The 15558-nt window shown below is 67.8% G+C and carries 16 protein-coding genes and 1 pseudogene; all 17 read right to left on the bottom strand.

Going from position 1 to position 15558, the window contains the following annotated elements:
* Nucleotide 1 precedes the first annotated feature (1 nt).
* A complete protein-coding gene (locus tag FMQ63_RS05120; protein ID WP_011554642.1) occupies nt 2-892 on the bottom strand; it encodes a type II secretion system F family protein in 891 nt (296 codons plus the stop codon).
* Nucleotides 893-902: 10 nt separating this feature from the next.
* The gene (locus FMQ63_RS05115) at nt 903-1748 is read right to left on the bottom strand and encodes a type II secretion system F family protein (RefSeq protein ID WP_011554643.1); all 846 of its coding nucleotides are present in this window, start codon (nt 1746-1748) and stop codon (nt 903-905) included.
* Between the two features lie 41 nt (nt 1749-1789).
* Nucleotides 1790-2605, bottom strand: coding sequence for a Flp pilus assembly protein CpaB (gene cpaB, locus FMQ63_RS05110; RefSeq protein ID WP_011554644.1), 816 nt, complete (start codon nt 2603-2605; stop codon nt 1790-1792).
* A 203-nt stretch (nt 2606-2808) separates the two neighbouring features.
* The gene (locus tag FMQ63_RS05105; RefSeq protein ID WP_011554645.1) at nt 2809-3540 is read right to left on the bottom strand and encodes a hypothetical protein; all 732 of its coding nucleotides are present in this window, start codon (nt 3538-3540) and stop codon (nt 2809-2811) included.
* A gap of 116 nt (nt 3541-3656) precedes the next feature.
* Nucleotides 3657-4403, bottom strand: coding sequence for a hypothetical protein (locus tag FMQ63_RS05100; protein ID WP_011554646.1), 747 nt, complete (start codon nt 4401-4403; stop codon nt 3657-3659).
* Nucleotides 4400-4627, bottom strand: a complete 228-nt coding sequence (locus FMQ63_RS05095; RefSeq protein ID WP_011554647.1) for a hypothetical protein — start codon at nt 4625-4627, stop codon at nt 4400-4402. Before FMQ63_RS05095 ends, FMQ63_RS05100 begins: the two co-directional genes overlap by 4 nt.
* Nucleotides 4624-5433: a hypothetical protein gene (locus tag FMQ63_RS05090; RefSeq protein ID WP_011554648.1), complete on the bottom strand. Its 810-nt coding sequence runs from the start codon at nt 5431-5433 to the stop codon at nt 4624-4626. Before FMQ63_RS05090 ends, FMQ63_RS05095 begins: the two co-directional genes overlap by 4 nt.
* Nucleotides 5430-6158 (bottom strand): hypothetical protein, encoded by a 729-nt coding sequence (locus FMQ63_RS05085; RefSeq protein WP_228556364.1) that lies wholly within the window; start codon nt 6156-6158, stop codon nt 5430-5432. The genes FMQ63_RS05090 and FMQ63_RS05085 overlap by 4 nt, the downstream gene beginning before the upstream one ends.
* 46 nt (nt 6159-6204) lie before the next feature.
* A complete protein-coding gene (locus tag FMQ63_RS05080) occupies nt 6205-7398 on the bottom strand; it encodes a TadE/TadG family type IV pilus assembly protein (protein WP_011554650.1) in 1194 nt (397 codons plus the stop codon).
* An 8-nt stretch (nt 7399-7406) separates the two neighbouring features.
* Nucleotides 7407-9491, bottom strand: coding sequence for a Tad domain-containing protein (locus FMQ63_RS05075; protein WP_011554651.1), 2085 nt, complete (start codon nt 9489-9491; stop codon nt 7407-7409).
* Nucleotides 9492-9512: 21 nt separating this feature from the next.
* The gene (locus tag FMQ63_RS05070) at nt 9513-10502 is read right to left on the bottom strand and encodes a TadE/TadG family type IV pilus assembly protein (RefSeq protein WP_011554652.1); all 990 of its coding nucleotides are present in this window, start codon (nt 10500-10502) and stop codon (nt 9513-9515) included.
* 97 nt (nt 10503-10599) lie between these two features.
* Nucleotides 10600-11991 carry an anti-sigma factor gene (locus FMQ63_RS05065; protein WP_011554653.1) on the bottom strand — a complete coding sequence of 464 codons (1392 nt, stop codon included), beginning with the start codon at nt 11989-11991 and terminating at the stop codon, nt 10600-10602.
* Nucleotides 11988-12620 carry an RNA polymerase sigma factor gene (locus FMQ63_RS05060; protein ID WP_026113989.1) on the bottom strand — a complete coding sequence of 211 codons (633 nt, stop codon included), beginning with the start codon at nt 12618-12620 and terminating at the stop codon, nt 11988-11990. The genes FMQ63_RS05065 and FMQ63_RS05060 overlap by 4 nt, the downstream gene beginning before the upstream one ends.
* An 82-nt stretch (nt 12621-12702) precedes the next feature.
* Complete coding sequence (locus FMQ63_RS05055) at nt 12703-13110, bottom strand: DUF2085 domain-containing protein (RefSeq protein ID WP_011554655.1); 408 nt, start codon at nt 13108-13110, stop codon at nt 12703-12705.
* On the bottom strand, nt 13079-14164 hold the full coding sequence (locus FMQ63_RS05050) for an ABC transporter ATP-binding protein (protein ID WP_020477893.1): 1086 nt from the start codon (nt 14162-14164) through the stop codon (nt 13079-13081). Before FMQ63_RS05050 ends, FMQ63_RS05055 begins: the two co-directional genes overlap by 32 nt.
* Nucleotides 14128-15147, bottom strand: a complete 1020-nt coding sequence (locus FMQ63_RS05045) for an ABC transporter ATP-binding protein (protein ID WP_020477894.1) — start codon at nt 15145-15147, stop codon at nt 14128-14130. Before FMQ63_RS05045 ends, FMQ63_RS05050 begins: the two co-directional genes overlap by 37 nt.
* Nucleotides 15144-15558, bottom strand: a pseudogene (locus FMQ63_RS05040) (hypothetical protein); the annotation flags it as partial. The gene FMQ63_RS05045 and the pseudogene FMQ63_RS05040, both read right to left, overlap by 4 nt.

Here is a 15558-nt window from a genome sequence, read left to right as displayed (position 1 = left end):
GCTACCCCGCGACGTTTCCGAACATGAATTGGAACACGATGGGCCCGAACAGCACCATGAACACCGTGGGGAAGATGCACGCGATGAGCGGAAAGAGCATCTTCACCGGCGCCTCGCCGGCCAGCTTCTCCGCGCGCTGGGTGCGGTCGATGCGCATCTGCGTGGACTGGATGCGCAGCACCTTGCCCAAGCTGGTCCCCATCTTGTCCGCCTGGATGAGCGCGGTGACGAAGGTGGTCAGGGGCGGCAGGTCCACGCGGACAATCATGCTCTTGAGGCCTTCCTCACGCGTCTTGCCCATCTTCAGCTGCTTGAGCACCAACTGCAGCTCCTCGCGCAGCGGCCCCGGCTTGCCCTTCTCCACCACCTTGGCCAGTGCCGCGGTGAAGTCCAGGCCGGCTTCCACCGACAGCGTCAGCAGGTCCAGGCTGTAAGGCAGCGCGCGGCTGATGAGCAGGTGGCGCTTCTTCACCTGGTCGTTCAGCCACATCAGCGGGTAGTACATGCCGAAGAGCAGGAACAGCGGCGCCCACACCAGGCTCACGCCGAAGCCGTTGAGCAGGATGAGGCCCATGATGAGGCCCACCACCGCGCTGACTTCCTGCAGCGCCATGATGTCCTCGGGCTTGTACGCCTGCGGCTCGCCCGCCTTGATGAGGTTGCGGCGCGCCTTGGCCTCGTAGCCGGGCCACATGAAGCGGCGGTTCATCGCGCCCAGGCGGCGGATGGCCACCGAGCCGAAGCCCTTCATGCCGCCCGTGGACTCGTCACGGACCTCCGACAGGAAGCGCTCCAGCATCGTCTGGTACAGCCCCAGGCCCAGGAAGCCCACGGCGCCCGCGAAGAGGAGCGCCGAGCTGCCGATCAAGATTGGCGTCAGGACATCGTCCACGGTGCACCTCTCAGATATCGATGTTGACGATGCGCCGGATGATGAGGATGCCCATCACTTCCATGATGGCGATGATGATCACGAGGATCCAACCGAAGATGTGGTCCATCATCGGCTCCATCAGGTCGGGCCGCATGTAGTTGAGCACCATGCCGAGCACACCGGGCATCGCCGCGACGATCCACCCCTGCAGCTTGCCCTGCGAGGTGAGCGCGTCGATCTTGCCTTCCAGACGGAAGCGCTCGCGGATCACCGTGGAGATCGTCTCGAACATCTCGGCCATGTTGCCGCCGAGCTGACGGGCGATGTTCGTGGACACGACGACCAGCTCCAGGTCGTCACTGCCCACGCGGCGGCCCATGTTGATGAGCGCCTCCTCCAGCGGAACACCCAGCTTCACTTCCTTCACGAAGAGCCCGAACTCCTGCGACAGCGGCGGCATCGCCTCGCGCGCCACGTGCTCGATGGCCTGGGGGAACGTGAGACCGGCCTTGAAGGCGTTGGCCATGGCCTGCAGCGCGTCCACCAACTGCACGTTGAACTTCTTGATGCGCCGCTTCCGGTAGTGCTTGACCATCAGCATCGGCAGGAAGAAGCCGAACACCGTGGCCACCACCGCCATGATGGGGTTGAAGATGATGTACGTCAGGATCCCCAACAAGCACATGCACGCGATGTTGAGGATCAACATCTGGCGTGGATCGATGAAGAGGAACATGTCGCTCAAGTCGTTCATCGACTTGGCGACGTAGCGCTCCTGGTACTGCTCATACGCCTTCGACAGGACGCTGAAGATCACCAGGCTGAAGAAGAAGACCGAGCCGGTGACGAGGAGGAGGACGATTCCAGCAAGCATGTGCGCGCTTCCCTAAGAGCGAGGGTGGACGACGCACGCCATCACGGCGCGCCAGCGCCCGCGGCCCGCTCGGCACCGCCCTTGATGATCTGGATGATTTCGCGGCGCTTCTGCTCCAGCACGCGGGTGCGCTCACCCGACAGCAGCGTGCTGATGGTCGCGCGGCCACGCTCCTCGATGAGGTCCACGTCGTCCTCGTTGCGGAGGCTGAGCGTCAGCTGGCCGAGCTCGACCGCGAGCACCAGGATTTCGGCCTCTTCCGGCAGCACCATCAGCGAGATGTTGTTGTACTCGCGCTGGTTCTCCGGGATGAGGTTCACGTTGGTGGTACCGGTGATCTTGCCCGTGGCCACCACGATGACGTTCTGAAGCAGCGTCACGGCGACGTTCTCGTCCGTCTGCGGGTCGCGGAAGGTGCCAATCACGTCCACGTGGTCATTGGGGCGAATCCAGCCGCCCACCGACGTGGTGTGCTTCGCCTCGATGGTGAGGGCGCGCGCCTTCTTCTGCACCTTCGACGACAGCCGCTCGGCGGCCTTGGTCGTCTCGAACTGGCTCCACAGCAGCGGATCACCCGCCTGCAGCGCGACCAGCACCTTCTGGTTCACGATGTAGGACGCGGAGTCCGGACGCACCACGGAGGACGTCACGAACTGCTCCGGCACGGAGCGCTGGGAGATCATCTCGAAGGTGATGACCGTGCCTTCAGGGACGTCCTGCGCCGCCACGACGACGGGCACCAGGTTCCATCCGCGGCGGACATCCGCCTCCTTCTTCTTGATGGCGGAATACGCGATGACGCCGGCCAGCAGGCCCAGCACAAGCGCGACGACGAGCGGAGTCTTGCCCTTCAGCATGGTTCAGAAACCTCCAGAACGGGGGGGAGCCGTTCGGCGGCGATGATGGAGTCCGAAGTGGAGTCCAGAGCAGGTGTTTGAATACAGTGCAGTGCAATCTGCGGATGGCGCGCGATGTTAGCCGTGCGATACACCGGGTGTCAAAACCACCTCTCGCGACAGCTCTGTATCGCGCGCAATCCGAGACCTGACGTCGTACCGCGTCAGAGGTCGTTGATGGCGTCGCGGTCCGGCGTCGTCAGGCCGCGGCCCTCGGTGATGCTATAGAGGGCGTTCTGCACCACGCCCACGTCCTCGGAGCTGTCGATGACCTTCCCCTCGAGGAGCCGCAGCAGTTCCTGCAGCGCGTCATCCGACGTGATGGGGCCGACCGCGTAGGTCATGAATTCGTTGGAGGGGTCCCGCTCCTCGTTCAGGCAGTACATGTAGAGAGGAACGATGTAGACGTTCTCCTCCACCCCGCCGTCCGGGGTACCGGCATCGTCCCGCCCGCCGGGCCCCGGGCGAGTGGGTGGAACGACGAGGATGGTGCGCTCGATGAGCAGCCCGTTCTGGCCGCGTCCCTCGGAGGTGGACACGACGACGAGCCCCGGGGGGAACTCCACTTCGACAGGCGCCCCGGTGTCGTTGCGGAGGGGCACGCAGACGCGGACCAAGGCGCCCGAGCCCTGTGACTCCACACTGGCGTTTTCGCACTCGCCGGAGACCTCGGCGGCGCCGCGAAGGGTGCCGGCGAAGCTGACGCCCTCGGGGAGGGAAAGGGGCGTGCCCTGCGGCGCGCCGTCGTCCTCGCCCAGGCCGGGGCGGAAGACATTCACGCCCGCGTCGACCCCATGGGAGGGCGGCGGCTTGTTTCCGCCACCGCCGTCGCATGCCAGTACCCCTGCCCCGACCGCCGCCGCGACAACCATCCACTTCCATGCCGCCTGCGCCATTGCGCGCTCCTTCCGTCAATCCAGGACGACCCACCGGCCGGGACCGCCGCGTCATGAGGTCTGGCGAGACTGGCTGAGTCTCAAGGCACCCGCAACCTTGGTGAGCGCACCAGGTGTCAGGGAGTGGGCGGAATCAAGGACTGCGCGGGCGGCGGAAGGTCCGGGTTGTACAGGCCTCGCAGCACCAGCGTTGCCCCCAGGTCATCCTTGAGGAGCGCCGGCTGGCCCTGGTGGAGCCCCACCAGCCGCACCGAGAAGCCCACGCCATCCGGCGTCACGTGCACCGCGAGCTGCCCCGGCACGAGCGGGTCTGGCACCGCGCTCTCGGAGAGCAGCCAGGCGACCTGGGGATGTACGGGGAGGAAGGCGCGCGTGTACACCCGCACCTCGCTGGCGCCGGACTTCTGGAGCGCGGCGCGCCACGCGTCCTGCGACCGAGGCGTCTCTCCATGTGACTGGAGCTCGTGCACCATCAGCAGGTGGACGCGCCGGGCCACGCGAAGCAGCTCCAGGTTGGCCGCCACGTCGGAGCGGGACTGCTCCAGCCCTTGCGGACGACCGCCGGCGAGCGTGGCCATGACTCCGAGGAGGATGACGCCGGAGGCCCACAACGGCGCGGACCGGCCTCGCACCAGCTCCCAGCCCAGGCGTGCCGTGCCCACCGCCGCCAGCAACGAACCGGCCAGCACCAGCCAGCGCGGCACCTCGCCCGCGTGGAAGGGCTGACTCAAGGCCTGCGTCAGGTGCGTCCACTCGGGCACGGACGCCACGCCCACGCCCACGGCGAAGGCGACGAACAAGACGGCGTGCACCAGCCGCAGCCCCAGCGGGGACGGCTGCCCCACCTCACTGCTTGCCGTCACGGGAACGGCAGGTTCAGCACGAAGTAGAAGGAGTCGTAATAAATCTGGTACGCCTCCATGAACAGGTCGATGACGTTGGACTGCCGGTCCTCCGACCAACGGACCTTCACCGACGCGCCGATGATGAGCGCGACGACGAGAATCCAGTTCAACAGCGAGTACTCCAGCATGGCCTGCCCGCGACGGTTACGGGCGCGGGAACGCAGCGTCTTCGGGTGGTTCACGGCGTGTCCTCAGAGGTGTCGTGTCCATGCCCGTCGTCCGCGTCGCCGGGCAGGTCATCGAGTATAGCATCCGCGTACTCCAGCTTGATCTTCGGTGCGTCTGGAGCGGGGATGCGCATGCGGGGTTTGGCGTCGATTCCGTACTCCGCCACTTCCATGGCGTGACCGATGCCGGGAATCTCAATCTTGGCCAGGTTCAGCAGCGGAATCTCACGGCTGAGCCACATCCGCTTGATGACGGTGTTCTTCATGACGACTTCGACGGGGACGGCCGCCACGGTGCCTGCCAGCGTCATCAACCGGGACTCCTTGCCCGAGCGCGTCGTGGGCTTCACGCCCTTGGGCAGCGGCGCTTGCTTCTCCGGCGGCGCGGACTGAGCCTTCTTCGCGTCCGCCTCCTGCTGCTTGAGCACGTGCTGGAGCGCCTCGTCCGAATACTCCTGGGGTTGGCCGAAGCCCGTGCCGATGTAGAGACGGGAGATGGCGTCATAGCGAATCTCATCGCCCTCCCGGGCCACCAGCATGCGCATCTGCGCGAGCGGCGACTTCATGGCCGGATGGGTCCCCGCCTCCATCTCCACCCACACCGCGTCCCGGCCCTCCTTGTCCTTCTCCTCCCCCACCACCGCCAGGCGCCAGTAGTAGACGCGCAGGCCGCCGCCGTTGAAGCGGTACGTCACCCAGTCGCCCAGCCGGGCCGGACGGGCGCCGCGGGACATGTGCTGCACCAGCTCCCGCGCGGGATTCGCCTCCACTCGGACCGGAAACGCCAGCACGACTGCGGCCACCACGAGCAGGGCCCTCACTTCGCGCCCTCCTTCTTCTGGGCCTGGTCCCGCTCGTAGGCCTCGCGGCTCTGGCGCACGGCATCATCGTTGGGCACCGCGTCCGGGCGGTCCGAGCCAATCCACATCTGGACCACCGCGGTGACCCCCTCATCCGTGGGCGACAGCGTCGTCACCACCTGCTCACCCTTGCGGGCGTGCTCCATGGTCAGCTGCGTGCCGCCGCCCATCTTGAGCGCGGACTGCCGCACGGGCGCGTAGCCGCGGCGCTCCAGCTCCGCGTTCACCTGCTGCTGCACCTTCGTCAGTTCTCCCGTGACGAGCGTGGTGCGGCTCTGCGAGCCACCCGGGTCATCCCGCGTGGCCAGGTCCTGGCTGTAGAGCGCACCTTCCAGCGCCACCAGCCCAGGCGCCGGCTTCTTGGGCGGACGCACCCACAAGTCCCGCAGCGCGGTGAAGCCCACCGTCTTGCCCAGGTGCTTGCGCAGCACAACGCCGCGCTGGAGCCCCTCGCGGGTGTAGAGCGCCGACACCACGCCCTCGTCCTGCATGTCCCCTTCCACCACGGTGGGGTAGCCCTCTTCCTGCCACTTCCGGGCGAAGTAGGCGGCCACCTTCTCCATGGGGTCCGGCGTCGTGAAGTACGCGAGGCGGTAGTACTCCCCGCCAATGACCAGGTCGTTGCCGATGCGCGTGTGGATGGTGCCCGGATAGATGGGCAGCTCCTGCTCCGCGGCTGCTGGCACGGAGGCCAGCAGCACGCACAGAAGTGCCGTCCGGGCGGCCACCACCCTACTCACAGGGAACCTTGAGGTCTTGCTCGTCATTCTCCGTGGCCTCCGGGCGGGCATCCGGGTCGGTCGGGTCATCCGCCATGGCCCGCTTGCACCCCATGTAGAACTCGCCACGCGCGTTGAAGACCTTGATGTAGTTGCTGTTCGCGTACGTCATCTCGTCGCGGAACGGCGCGGTGTCGAAGCAGTTGGGCCGTTCGTGGTCGGTCAGCTCGAAGCTGCGCTTGTGCATGACGTGGAGGCCGCTGCTGGCCTTCGCATCATACTGGGCAAGGCCGGTGCAGTCGCCCTTCTGCGAGGCGCCCACGCCGTAGTTCCGGGACACCACGAAGGTCCCCAGGAAGTTGGGGAGCACCGAGGCGACCACATCCAGGATGGCGCCGATGCCCAGGCTGTCCAACGTGGAGGCGAAGCCCAGGAACACCATCCGGTCCACCTGGCGGTAGAGGCCGTGGGGCTGGCTGAGGGAACCACCGGTGTGCTGACCGGCGCGGCGGCCACGGACGATGGCGTCACCGCCGTCCGGCATGTGCCAGCCGTTGGCGTACATGGAGTACTTCGACTTGAGCCGCAGGCTGCCCAGGTCGCGCCCGCCCATCATGTTCTCTTTGAAGAAGCCGCCGTTGCCACCGCTCTTGTCGAGGTACCGCGTCGGCAGGATGACGTTCTCGTAGTTCATCTCGACTTCGGATTCGACCCAGCCCTTGTTGTTGAAGCCCCACTGGTTCAAAACCCATCCCATGCCGTTGTTCAACGGGCTGAGGATGGCGCCCGCCAGGCCGCCTCCTTCGCTGGTACTCGGGCGGCTGAGCATCCCGCTCTCGAGGAGCGCGATCTCCTTGTTGGAGATGGTCGCCGTCACGTCCGTGTAGCGGGCAATGAAATTGCCGCCAGTGCCGTTGGGCTCCACCGAGTCCATGTCCTTGTAGCGCTCGACGAACTCCTTGTGCGCCTCCCGGCGGGCGTCCTCGAAGGCGTCATCGTGCTTCCCGTTCGCGAAGTCGGAGAGCGCGTAGCTCGTCATCTCCCAGACGGCGTAGCGCGCCGCCTCCTGGAGCTTGAGCTTCGCCCTCACCAACTCCGTGAGGTACATGCTGAACATCAGAATCATCACGAGGAGCGGCACGGAGAGCGCGAACTCGACCGTGGCGGCACCTCTTGAGCGCGAGCGCATTTGGAGACGGGCACGCATGGCAGTCCTCAGTGCGTCATGATCTTCGGGGCAATGCCCTGAAGCGGTCCGGGCAGCGCGTCCATCATCTCACCAATCTTCGGCAGCGAGTTCCGGCCCTGGAACACGGACGCCAGACGCGGGCGCCAGTAGGGGTTGAAGAAGTTGGGCTGCTCCGCCCAGTTGCCGGGACGGTGGTAGTAGGTCTGCCCACGGGAGATGACGTTGAGGCCTTCGACCAGGCCCAGGAACTTCTTCCGGTTGTTCAGCATCTCCAGGCCGTCCGTATCCGGAGTGAAGGCGAACTTCACCTTGCCCTCCTGGTTCAACAGGGCGGGCGCGTTGGTGCCGGTGCCGTCCTTGTTGTCCCGGTTCACGACCTGCTCCGGCTCCTTGTTCAGCGCCACCCAGGCGGTGGGCTGGTTGAAGTCCGCCTGGCGCTTGGCCGCGTCGTCCATGGACGCGTTGGCGGTGGGGTTGCACACCGAGCCGAGCTGGCCAGGCTCGAAGTGCATGAACGGCGTCAGGCCACCCCAGCGGTGGTGGCCGTCCTGCACCGGCCGCACGTTGGCCGCGAAGACGTCCGTACGGGCCCAGCACACGAACGCCAGCTCCAGCACGCAGATTTTCGAGCGGTGCAGCCCCACGTCGCGCTCGGGGCCACCCGGCCGCATGTGGCCGGACCAGCGCTCCGGGTTGCTCGGGTAGTTGACGCGCCAGTGCATGCCGCCCCGGTGACGACCGCTGTCGGTGTCGTTGAGCGCCCAGATGCTCGTCTTCGTCATGTGCTTGTACGGCAGCTTGGTGGTGTTGTTGTTCCCCTTGCCCTTGCGGTTGTCGCCGAAGCACTTCCAGTAGTCGTCGTTCTTGGTGCACGACACCGGGTTGTCCGCCTTGCCCACGCCCACGTCGATCTCCGGCGGGCCGAACTTGAGCCAGTACGGGTCATCCGAACCGATGTTGTCACCCTGGGCCGTCATGCCCCAGGGATTGATGTTGTCGTTCCAATCACGGATGTAGTTGCGGCCCTCCTGGCCGGGACCGCGGCCGGCGCGGATCGCGTTGGCGTTGGGGAAGCCCGTGGAGAGCATGCGCGTCTGGCCGATCTTGCCGAACTCGAAGATGCCCGGGATGTCCACGCCGCCGTTGAAGAAGTCGCGCATGAAGCTGAGCATGTCCGGCAGCGGCAGCAGGTCACCCATGCGGCGGCTGGTGATGAAGCCCTGGGGGCACGCGCCACCGTTGGCGTCACACGCGTAGCGCGTGGCGTTCGTGATTCCACCCATGGAGCGCTTGGCACGGGCGATGGGGTCTTTGGCCGCCTTCTTCGTCACGTCCAGCGCGCCGAACGGGTTCTTCCACGTGTTCGGCGCCAGCGGCTTGCCACCCGCGTGCGGGCTGTGCGCCTGGCTGAAGAGACACTGGCTGTAGAGACCCGTCGCCAACTGGCTGGCCAGCGAGGAGATGTTGCTGTCGTTGTCGTCGATGACCGTCTGCGTGGTCTGCGTCACGTGCGTGGACGCGGACATCATCACCGCCTGCGACGCGAAGTACATCACGCCGTTCATCACCCGGTGCGCGGGGATGATCCACTCACCGACGATCCGGTCCGGATTCAGCCGCGTGATGACCTGTTGGATGGGTCTGAGGAAGTAGTTCCGGTACGCGGTCATGATCCGGCCAATGGCCTTGATGACCGCGCTCACATACGGAATGACGTTTTCCAGGATGGGACAAGCGATCTTCCAGAAGAGGTTGTTCGTCTTGCCCGCGCATGGATTCAACGTGCGCATGAAGCCGTAGATGTCCGTGAGGAACGCCTCGGCGGAATAGATGAGTGACAGCAGCGACTGCCACATCATCGCCGACACGTAGTGCGACACCTGCGTGCGGTTCGCGTACGCGTAGAAGTTGAACGCGCGCGCCTCCATGGCGGCCATGGAGTACGACGCGGAGTCCGCCGTGTTCTGCAGGCGGATGCGTTCATGCACCGTGTGGCCGATGTTGACCGTGGTCAACACGGCGATGGACATGATCAACACCATCAGGGCGGCCAGCACCAAGGCCTGGCCTTCCTGGCGGCGGAAACTCTGTCGGAGGGTCCGGGTGAACATGGGTCGGGAGTCCTCTTCCTCTTACAGACCCCAGTCGGGGTTCAGGTGCATGATCCACTTGCGGTGGAAGTTGGACTGCATGCGCATGCTGTACGTGGCCGTCAGCGGCATGAAGTACCGCTTGCCAGCCAGGTTGGAAACGATCGGGATGCTGCCGTTGGCCAGCATCCAAAGCACGGTCATCTCGAGCGGATAGACGGAGTCGTACCCCATCTCGTGCTCGATACCGCGGGCGCCAGCGAGCAACGGGTTGAGGTTGCCACGCCGGTTCATCATGTTCGCGCGCGGGTCCACGGTGCCGCGGTCAATGGCGCCTCGCAGCGCCATGCCCGCGTTCGAGGCGAACCACGAGTAGAAGATGATGGAGTTCGCGAACGGTACGCGCAGTTGGTACCAGTAGCGCAGGCGGATGGTCAGTCGCGTGGACTTGCGGAACACCAGCTCCGCGTCGTCAGGCTCCGGCAGGTTGAAGAACTTTCGGATGTGGTTCTCCAGCGAGGGCACCTCCGGGAAGGAGTCCGCGCCGTCGAAGTCCAGCTCCTGCCAGTTGTAGCCGCTGCGCAGCTTCCACATCGAATCGATGGGCGTGAAGTACGCGGGACTGACGGTGTCCACGCGGATGACGCCGAACAGGTTGGAGCCGTTCACCGTCCGGGGCACGCGGCCGCCACCGAAGTTCAGCATGCGCATGCCGGAGTCGTAGAGCTGGTGGAGGACGAACGTCTTCCCCAGCTCGACGATGTCGTCGGTACGCCCCATGGTGGGAAGCAACGCCACGATGGCCGCGTCATGCATGCGCTCGTTGTTGCCGTTCCACACGATGCCGGCACGCGCGGCCTGGTAGGCGGCGTACTCCGTCATCAGCTTCGCGTGCTGCATCATCGTGAGCTGGATGATCCCCAGCGTCATGAAGACGGCGAGCGGCATGATCATCGCCGCTTCCACCGCGGCCTGACCCGACTGCCGGCGAGACGCCCCCTGCGCCCGCGGTTCCTGTGCTTCCTGTCCCATGAAACCATTATCCGGGGACTGGTGTCAGAAGCGCATCGGTCAAATGGACAGACCTGCGCCTACGTTTCCCTCCCATTTGATGAGAAAACTCGTCCCGCTAATTCGTGGGTTTAGCGGGCATCTCGTTCGCCGATGACTCGCGAGCCACCCGCCGGCGCGCCGATCTGGCGGCCTCCGAGGCCGGCGCCTCTTGTATCACGAGGTTACAAGCCTCGAGTCCTTCGGCACGCCTACCCAGCGCGAACTCAAACTCACACAACTGGTTCAAAAGCGTCCAGCGCTCCTGTCCAGTCGCCCCCGAGGCCAGGGCCGAACGGATCAGCCCAGCCGCCCGGGCCCCCTCCCCCGCGGCGAATGCCGCCCGCGCCTGGCGCGACAGCTCCGCGACGTTGGCGCGCTCCACGGGGGGCGGTGGCGGCGCGGCGGTGGGTGCGGATTTTTTCGAGGCCGGTGCCGGTGCCGGTGCGGGGCGCTGAGGCTCGGCCTTGGCAGGGGCGGCGACGCCTCCCAGGGTGCCCTTGGATTCCGACGCGTCCAGCTCGTCGTCGTAGGCAGCGCCCCGTGCCGCTGGCGACTTGGCTCCCAGGCGCAGCGAGTCGCGCGGGGGGACGGACCGAGGTGCCTGCGAGTCCGCGACGCGCCGCTCCGACCGGCCAGCGAAGGCGTCGTCCGAGTCCGCCGGCGGCGTCTGCAGGTCCATGGATTCGCTCTCGACTTTGGACTCCTCGTCCAGCGACGACGGCGCCACTTCCTGCGCCATGGGCGCGGGCTCCAGCGCGGCCCGCATGTCGGCCTTGGGTGCGCGAGCAGCGGCGGGCGGCCCACGCTTCGCCTTGCTCTCGCTTTCACGCCGAATCCGCATGTCGAGCCCGCCGCCACTACCAGCGTTGGCCCAGTCCTCCGCGAGCGGCCGCTGCTCCCGTGAGCGCTCGGCCCCCTTCGACTTCGTCGGCGCGGCCATTTCCCGGGCGGCGTAACCCGCCGCTTCCGCCTCGGCGGGCATCGTCAGCGCCGCCGCGGGGGCCGGAGCGGCCGCGGCCGGCGCGGCCGGCGCGAAACCATCGGCGGCCGGAGGGGCCACCAGTTCTTCCTTCGCGACCGCGACCTTCGCCGCGCTCAAGTCAGGCCGCGTGAGGTCGGGCGACCGGGCCTCGAGCGTCAGAAGGCCAAAGGTGCTCACAGAGGCCAGGCCCAGCACGGGCAACAACCACCGGCGCCAGCGGGACGGCTTCGGCGCGGGGCCCGCGGCGGCGCGGCGAGCGGCCTGCTGGGCATAGGCCATCAGCGACTCCAGCCCCGCGTCCGGAGCGGGCTCCACCGACAGCTGGGACATGGTGGCGCGCACCCCGCGAATGTCGTCCAGGGCCTGGGTGCAGCGGGCGCAGCTCTCCAGGTGGGCTTCCACGAGGCGGGCCTCGGGCACCGGCAGTTCGCCATAGGCGAAGTCGAGCAGCCGGTCCTCCTGCGCATGCGGATTCTGCGGCTTCATCCCACCACCGTCCTTCCGTCCTCGGCGAGGTCGCCGTCGACGCCCATCTCCGCCAGCCGGCGGCGAAGCCCGTCGAGCGCGTAGCGCATGCGGCTCTTCACCGTGTTCTCGGACACTCCCGTCACCTCCGCGATGTCCTTGAAGGGGATGCCGCTGTACTCGCGCAGGGTGAAGACCTCACGCTGCTCGTCTGGGAGCGTCGCCAGGGCTCGCTCCAACAGGGGACGCAACCGGGCGTTGTAGGCGCCGCGCTCCGGGCTGGCCCCCGCGTCCGGCAGGCCTTCCCCCAGGGGGCGCGACTCGTCCCGCTCCGCTCCCGGGGCGGGTGCCTCCAGGGAAGACGCCTGGCGGTAGCTCTCTTTGCGCGCGCTGTCCACGCAGAGGTTCCTCGCAATCGTGTAGAGCCAGGTCGTGAACTTCGCCTTGGGCGTGTAGTCGCCGGCGCTCCGAACCACCTTCAGCCACGTCTCCTGCAGCACGTCCTCCGCCCGTGCCCGGTGCCCCGTGAAGCGAAGGATGAAGTTGAACACCGGCGTCCGGTGCTTGCGCACCAGCGCCTCGAACGCGCGCGCGTCCCCCGCCTGGAAGGCGAGCATCAGCCGCTCGTCTGAGGTTTCCGGTCCCAACACTCCCCCAACTCTCCTTGGAGCCACCCTCACCCGGCCCACTCCGCCACCCGTGCACAGTGAACGTGCGACGGGCCGCCAGGGTCTATCCCCGGCGAGGTCTCTGGTAAGTGGCGAGAATGACAGGGACGGCCACCGCTGTCACGAGCGCGCCTTGCGCCAGGAGCACCGCCGGCAGTGGCTGCTGCAGGTGCACGTACAGGGAGCGGCCGAGCGCCGCCCCCAGCAGCACGCCCGTCAGGGTGCGCACCGCGTTGCTTCCCGACGCCGGCCGGAAGCGGCCCACCGCCCAGTCCGCCAGCGCGGGAACGGTGAGCGCCAGGACGGCGGGCACGTCCAGCGCCCACCTCAGCGGGGCACGCACGGCGAACAGGCCCACCATCACGGCCAGCAGCACCGGATAGGTCCCCAGGCAGCGCGCGCACACGCGCACGCCGCCGAACAGGTAGGTGCGGTTGTACTCATCCGGATGATGATGGCTGAGCCAGAACACCGGGACTTCCTCCAGAAGGGGCTGCGGCCGGGGCCTCGCGCGCATCGGCCTCCGCCAGGAAACACGCGGCGAAGTGGCCACCGCCCAGCGCATAGGACGGGGGCGACTCGCGCCGGCACCGCTCCATGGCATGCGGACAGCGCGGATGGAAGGTGCAACCGGGGGGCGGAGCCAGGGGTGATGGCGGCTCGCCCGGCACCAACAGGCGCGTCCGGGCGTGGTCCGGGTCCGGGACGGGCACCGCGGACAACAACGCCTGGGTGTACGGGTGGCGCGGCTGACGGTACAGCGACGCGGCCGGGGCCAGCTCCACGATGCGGCCCAGGTACATGACGGCCACCCGGGTGGACACGTACTCGACGATGTTCAGGTCGTGGGCGATGAAGACGTAGGTGAGGCCCCGCGCCTGTTGCAGGTCCACCAGGAGGTTGACGATTTGCGCCTGCACGGACACGTCCAGCGCGCTGATGGGCTCGTCGGCCACCACCAGGTCGGGCCGCAGCGCCAGCGCTCGCGCGATGCCAATGCGCTGCCGCTGCCCGCCGGAGAACTCATGGGGGTAACGCGCCAGGGCCTCGCGCGGCAGCCCCATGGCGTCCACCAACTCCGCCACCTCGCGCTCCCGCTCCCCCGGCCCTCGGGCCAGCCCGTGGATGGCGAAGGGCTCCTCCAGAATCTCCCGGACCGTCATCCGGGGATTGAGCGAGGCATACGGGTCCTGGAAGACGAACTGCATCCGCTGGCGCAGCGGCCGCAACTGGCGCTGGGACAGTCCGGTGAGTTCCTGTCCGTCGAAACGAACGGAGCCCGCCGTGGGCTCCACCAGCCGCAGCACCGCGCGCCCCAGGGTGCTCTTCCCGCAGCCACTCTCCCCCACCAGCCCCAGCGTCTCACCGCGCATGACGTCGAAACCCACGCCGTCCACGGCCTTCACCGCGCCGCGCACCCGGCCGAGCACGCCGCCTCGCACCGGGAAGTGCACCTGGAGGTCGCGGACCTGGAGCAGCGGCGTGGAGTTCACGGCGCGGGCACCGGGTTGTGACAGGCCGCCCACTGCCCTTCTCGCGGCGAGGTCAGCGCGGGCTTCACGTGCGCACAGACGTCCAGCGCGCGCTCACAGCGCTCCCGGAAGGCACAGCCGACAGGCAACTGCCGCAGCGGTGGCACCCTGCCGGGAATGGCCCGCAGCCGCGCCCGGGAGGCTCGAGCGCCACCCACGTCGCGCCTGGACGGAATCGAGCGCAGCAGGCCCGCGGTGTACGGGTGCGCGGGCTGGGAAAACAGCGCTCGCACCGGGGCGCGCTCCACCACCCGGCCCGCGTACATCACCACCACCGCGTCGCAGCTCTCCGCCACCACGCCCAGGTCATGCGTAATCAGCAGCACCGCCATGCCCCGCTCGGCCTGAAGCCGCGCGAGCAGGTCCAGAATCTGCGCCTGGATGGTGACGTCCAGCGCGGTGGTGGGCTCGTCCGCGATGAGCAAGGCCGGATCACACGCCAGCGCCATCGCCATCATCACCCGCTGCCGCATGCCTCCGGAGAGCTGGTGTGGATACGCGTCCACGCGCTCGGCCGGCGCGGGGATGCCCACCTGCCGCAGCATCTCCACGGCCTTGTCCCGGGCCTGCGCGCGCGAAGCGCCCAGGTGCAGCCGGACGCCCTCGGCAATCTGCTCCCCCACGGTGAACACCGGGTTTAGCGACGTCATCGGCTCCTGGAAGATCATCGCCGCGTGACGGCCGCGCACCCGGCGCAGCTCGGCCTCCGGCAGCGTCAGCAAGTCCCGGCCCTGGAAGCGCACCTCTCCGCCCACCACGCGCACCGGCGGCTCGGGCGCCAGCCGCAGCAGGGACAGCGCCGTGAGGCTCTTGCCACACCCGCTCTCCCCCACCACGCCCAGCGTTCCACCTGGGGGCAGCGCGAAGGACACGTCGTCCACCGCGCGCACCGGCCCTTCCTCCAGCGCCAGCTCCGTGGTCAGCCCTCGGACGTCGAGCAACAGCTCCTGGCCCGCGGGCGTCACGGCGGCGGTCACTTCTGGGCCAGCTCCTCCAGGAACTCCCCTTCCTGGATGACGCCCTTGCGGATGAGCAGGCGGATGAGGCTGGCCACCATGCGGGCCGGCTTCACCTTCTCCGTGTCCAGCGAGGCATCCTCGCCGCGGGAGATGCGCTCGATGTCGTCCAGGATGGCCAGGTCCTCGTCGGAGAACTGAGGCGTGGGCGTGAGCGGCACCGACGGACGCGAGCCCTGCGCCGCCCCTCCGAACATCACCACCGGCACGCGCGGCCGGCCCTCCGCGCCGTCTCCCTCCGCGTCGGGAGGCGGAGGCGGCGGGGGCCGCACCGGGGGCGAGGCCTTCCGGCCCAACAGGTCATCCAGCGCGTCCGCGCCGGCGTCGCCGTCGGTGGCTTCCGGGGGCGGAGGCGGGGGCGAAGCCGAGCCT

This window comes from Myxococcus sp. CA005, assembly GCF_006518205.1.
In the GTDB taxonomy this organism is placed as follows: Bacteria; Myxococcota; Myxococcia; order Myxococcales; family Myxococcaceae; genus Myxococcus; species Myxococcus xanthus.
Note: the sequence above shows the minus strand (reverse complement) of the source record. Positions and strands in the feature narration are given on the sequence as shown.

Bases quoted from the DNA above. Each gene is read 5' to 3' on its own strand.
- FMQ63_RS05080 (WP_011554650.1), bottom strand. From the start codon at position 7,398: ATGCGTGCCCGTCTCCAAATGCGCTCGCGCTCAAGAGGTGCCGCCACG.
- FMQ63_RS05105 (WP_011554645.1), bottom strand. From the start codon at position 3,540: ATGGCGCAGGCGGCATGGAAGTGGATGGTTGTCGCGGCGGCGGTCGGG.
- FMQ63_RS05070 (WP_011554652.1), bottom strand. From the start codon at position 10,502: ATGGGACAGGAAGCACAGGAACCGCGGGCGCAGGGGGCGTCTCGCCGG.
- FMQ63_RS05065 (WP_011554653.1), bottom strand. From the start codon at position 11,991: ATGAAGCCGCAGAATCCGCATGCGCAGGAGGACCGGCTGCTCGACTTC.
- cpaB (WP_011554644.1), bottom strand. From the start codon at position 2,605: ATGCTGAAGGGCAAGACTCCGCTCGTCGTCGCGCTTGTGCTGGGCCTG.
- FMQ63_RS05075 (WP_011554651.1), bottom strand. From the start codon at position 9,491: ATGTTCACCCGGACCCTCCGACAGAGTTTCCGCCGCCAGGAAGGCCAG.
- FMQ63_RS05115 (WP_011554643.1), bottom strand. From the start codon at position 1,748: ATGCTTGCTGGAATCGTCCTCCTCCTCGTCACCGGCTCGGTCTTCTTC.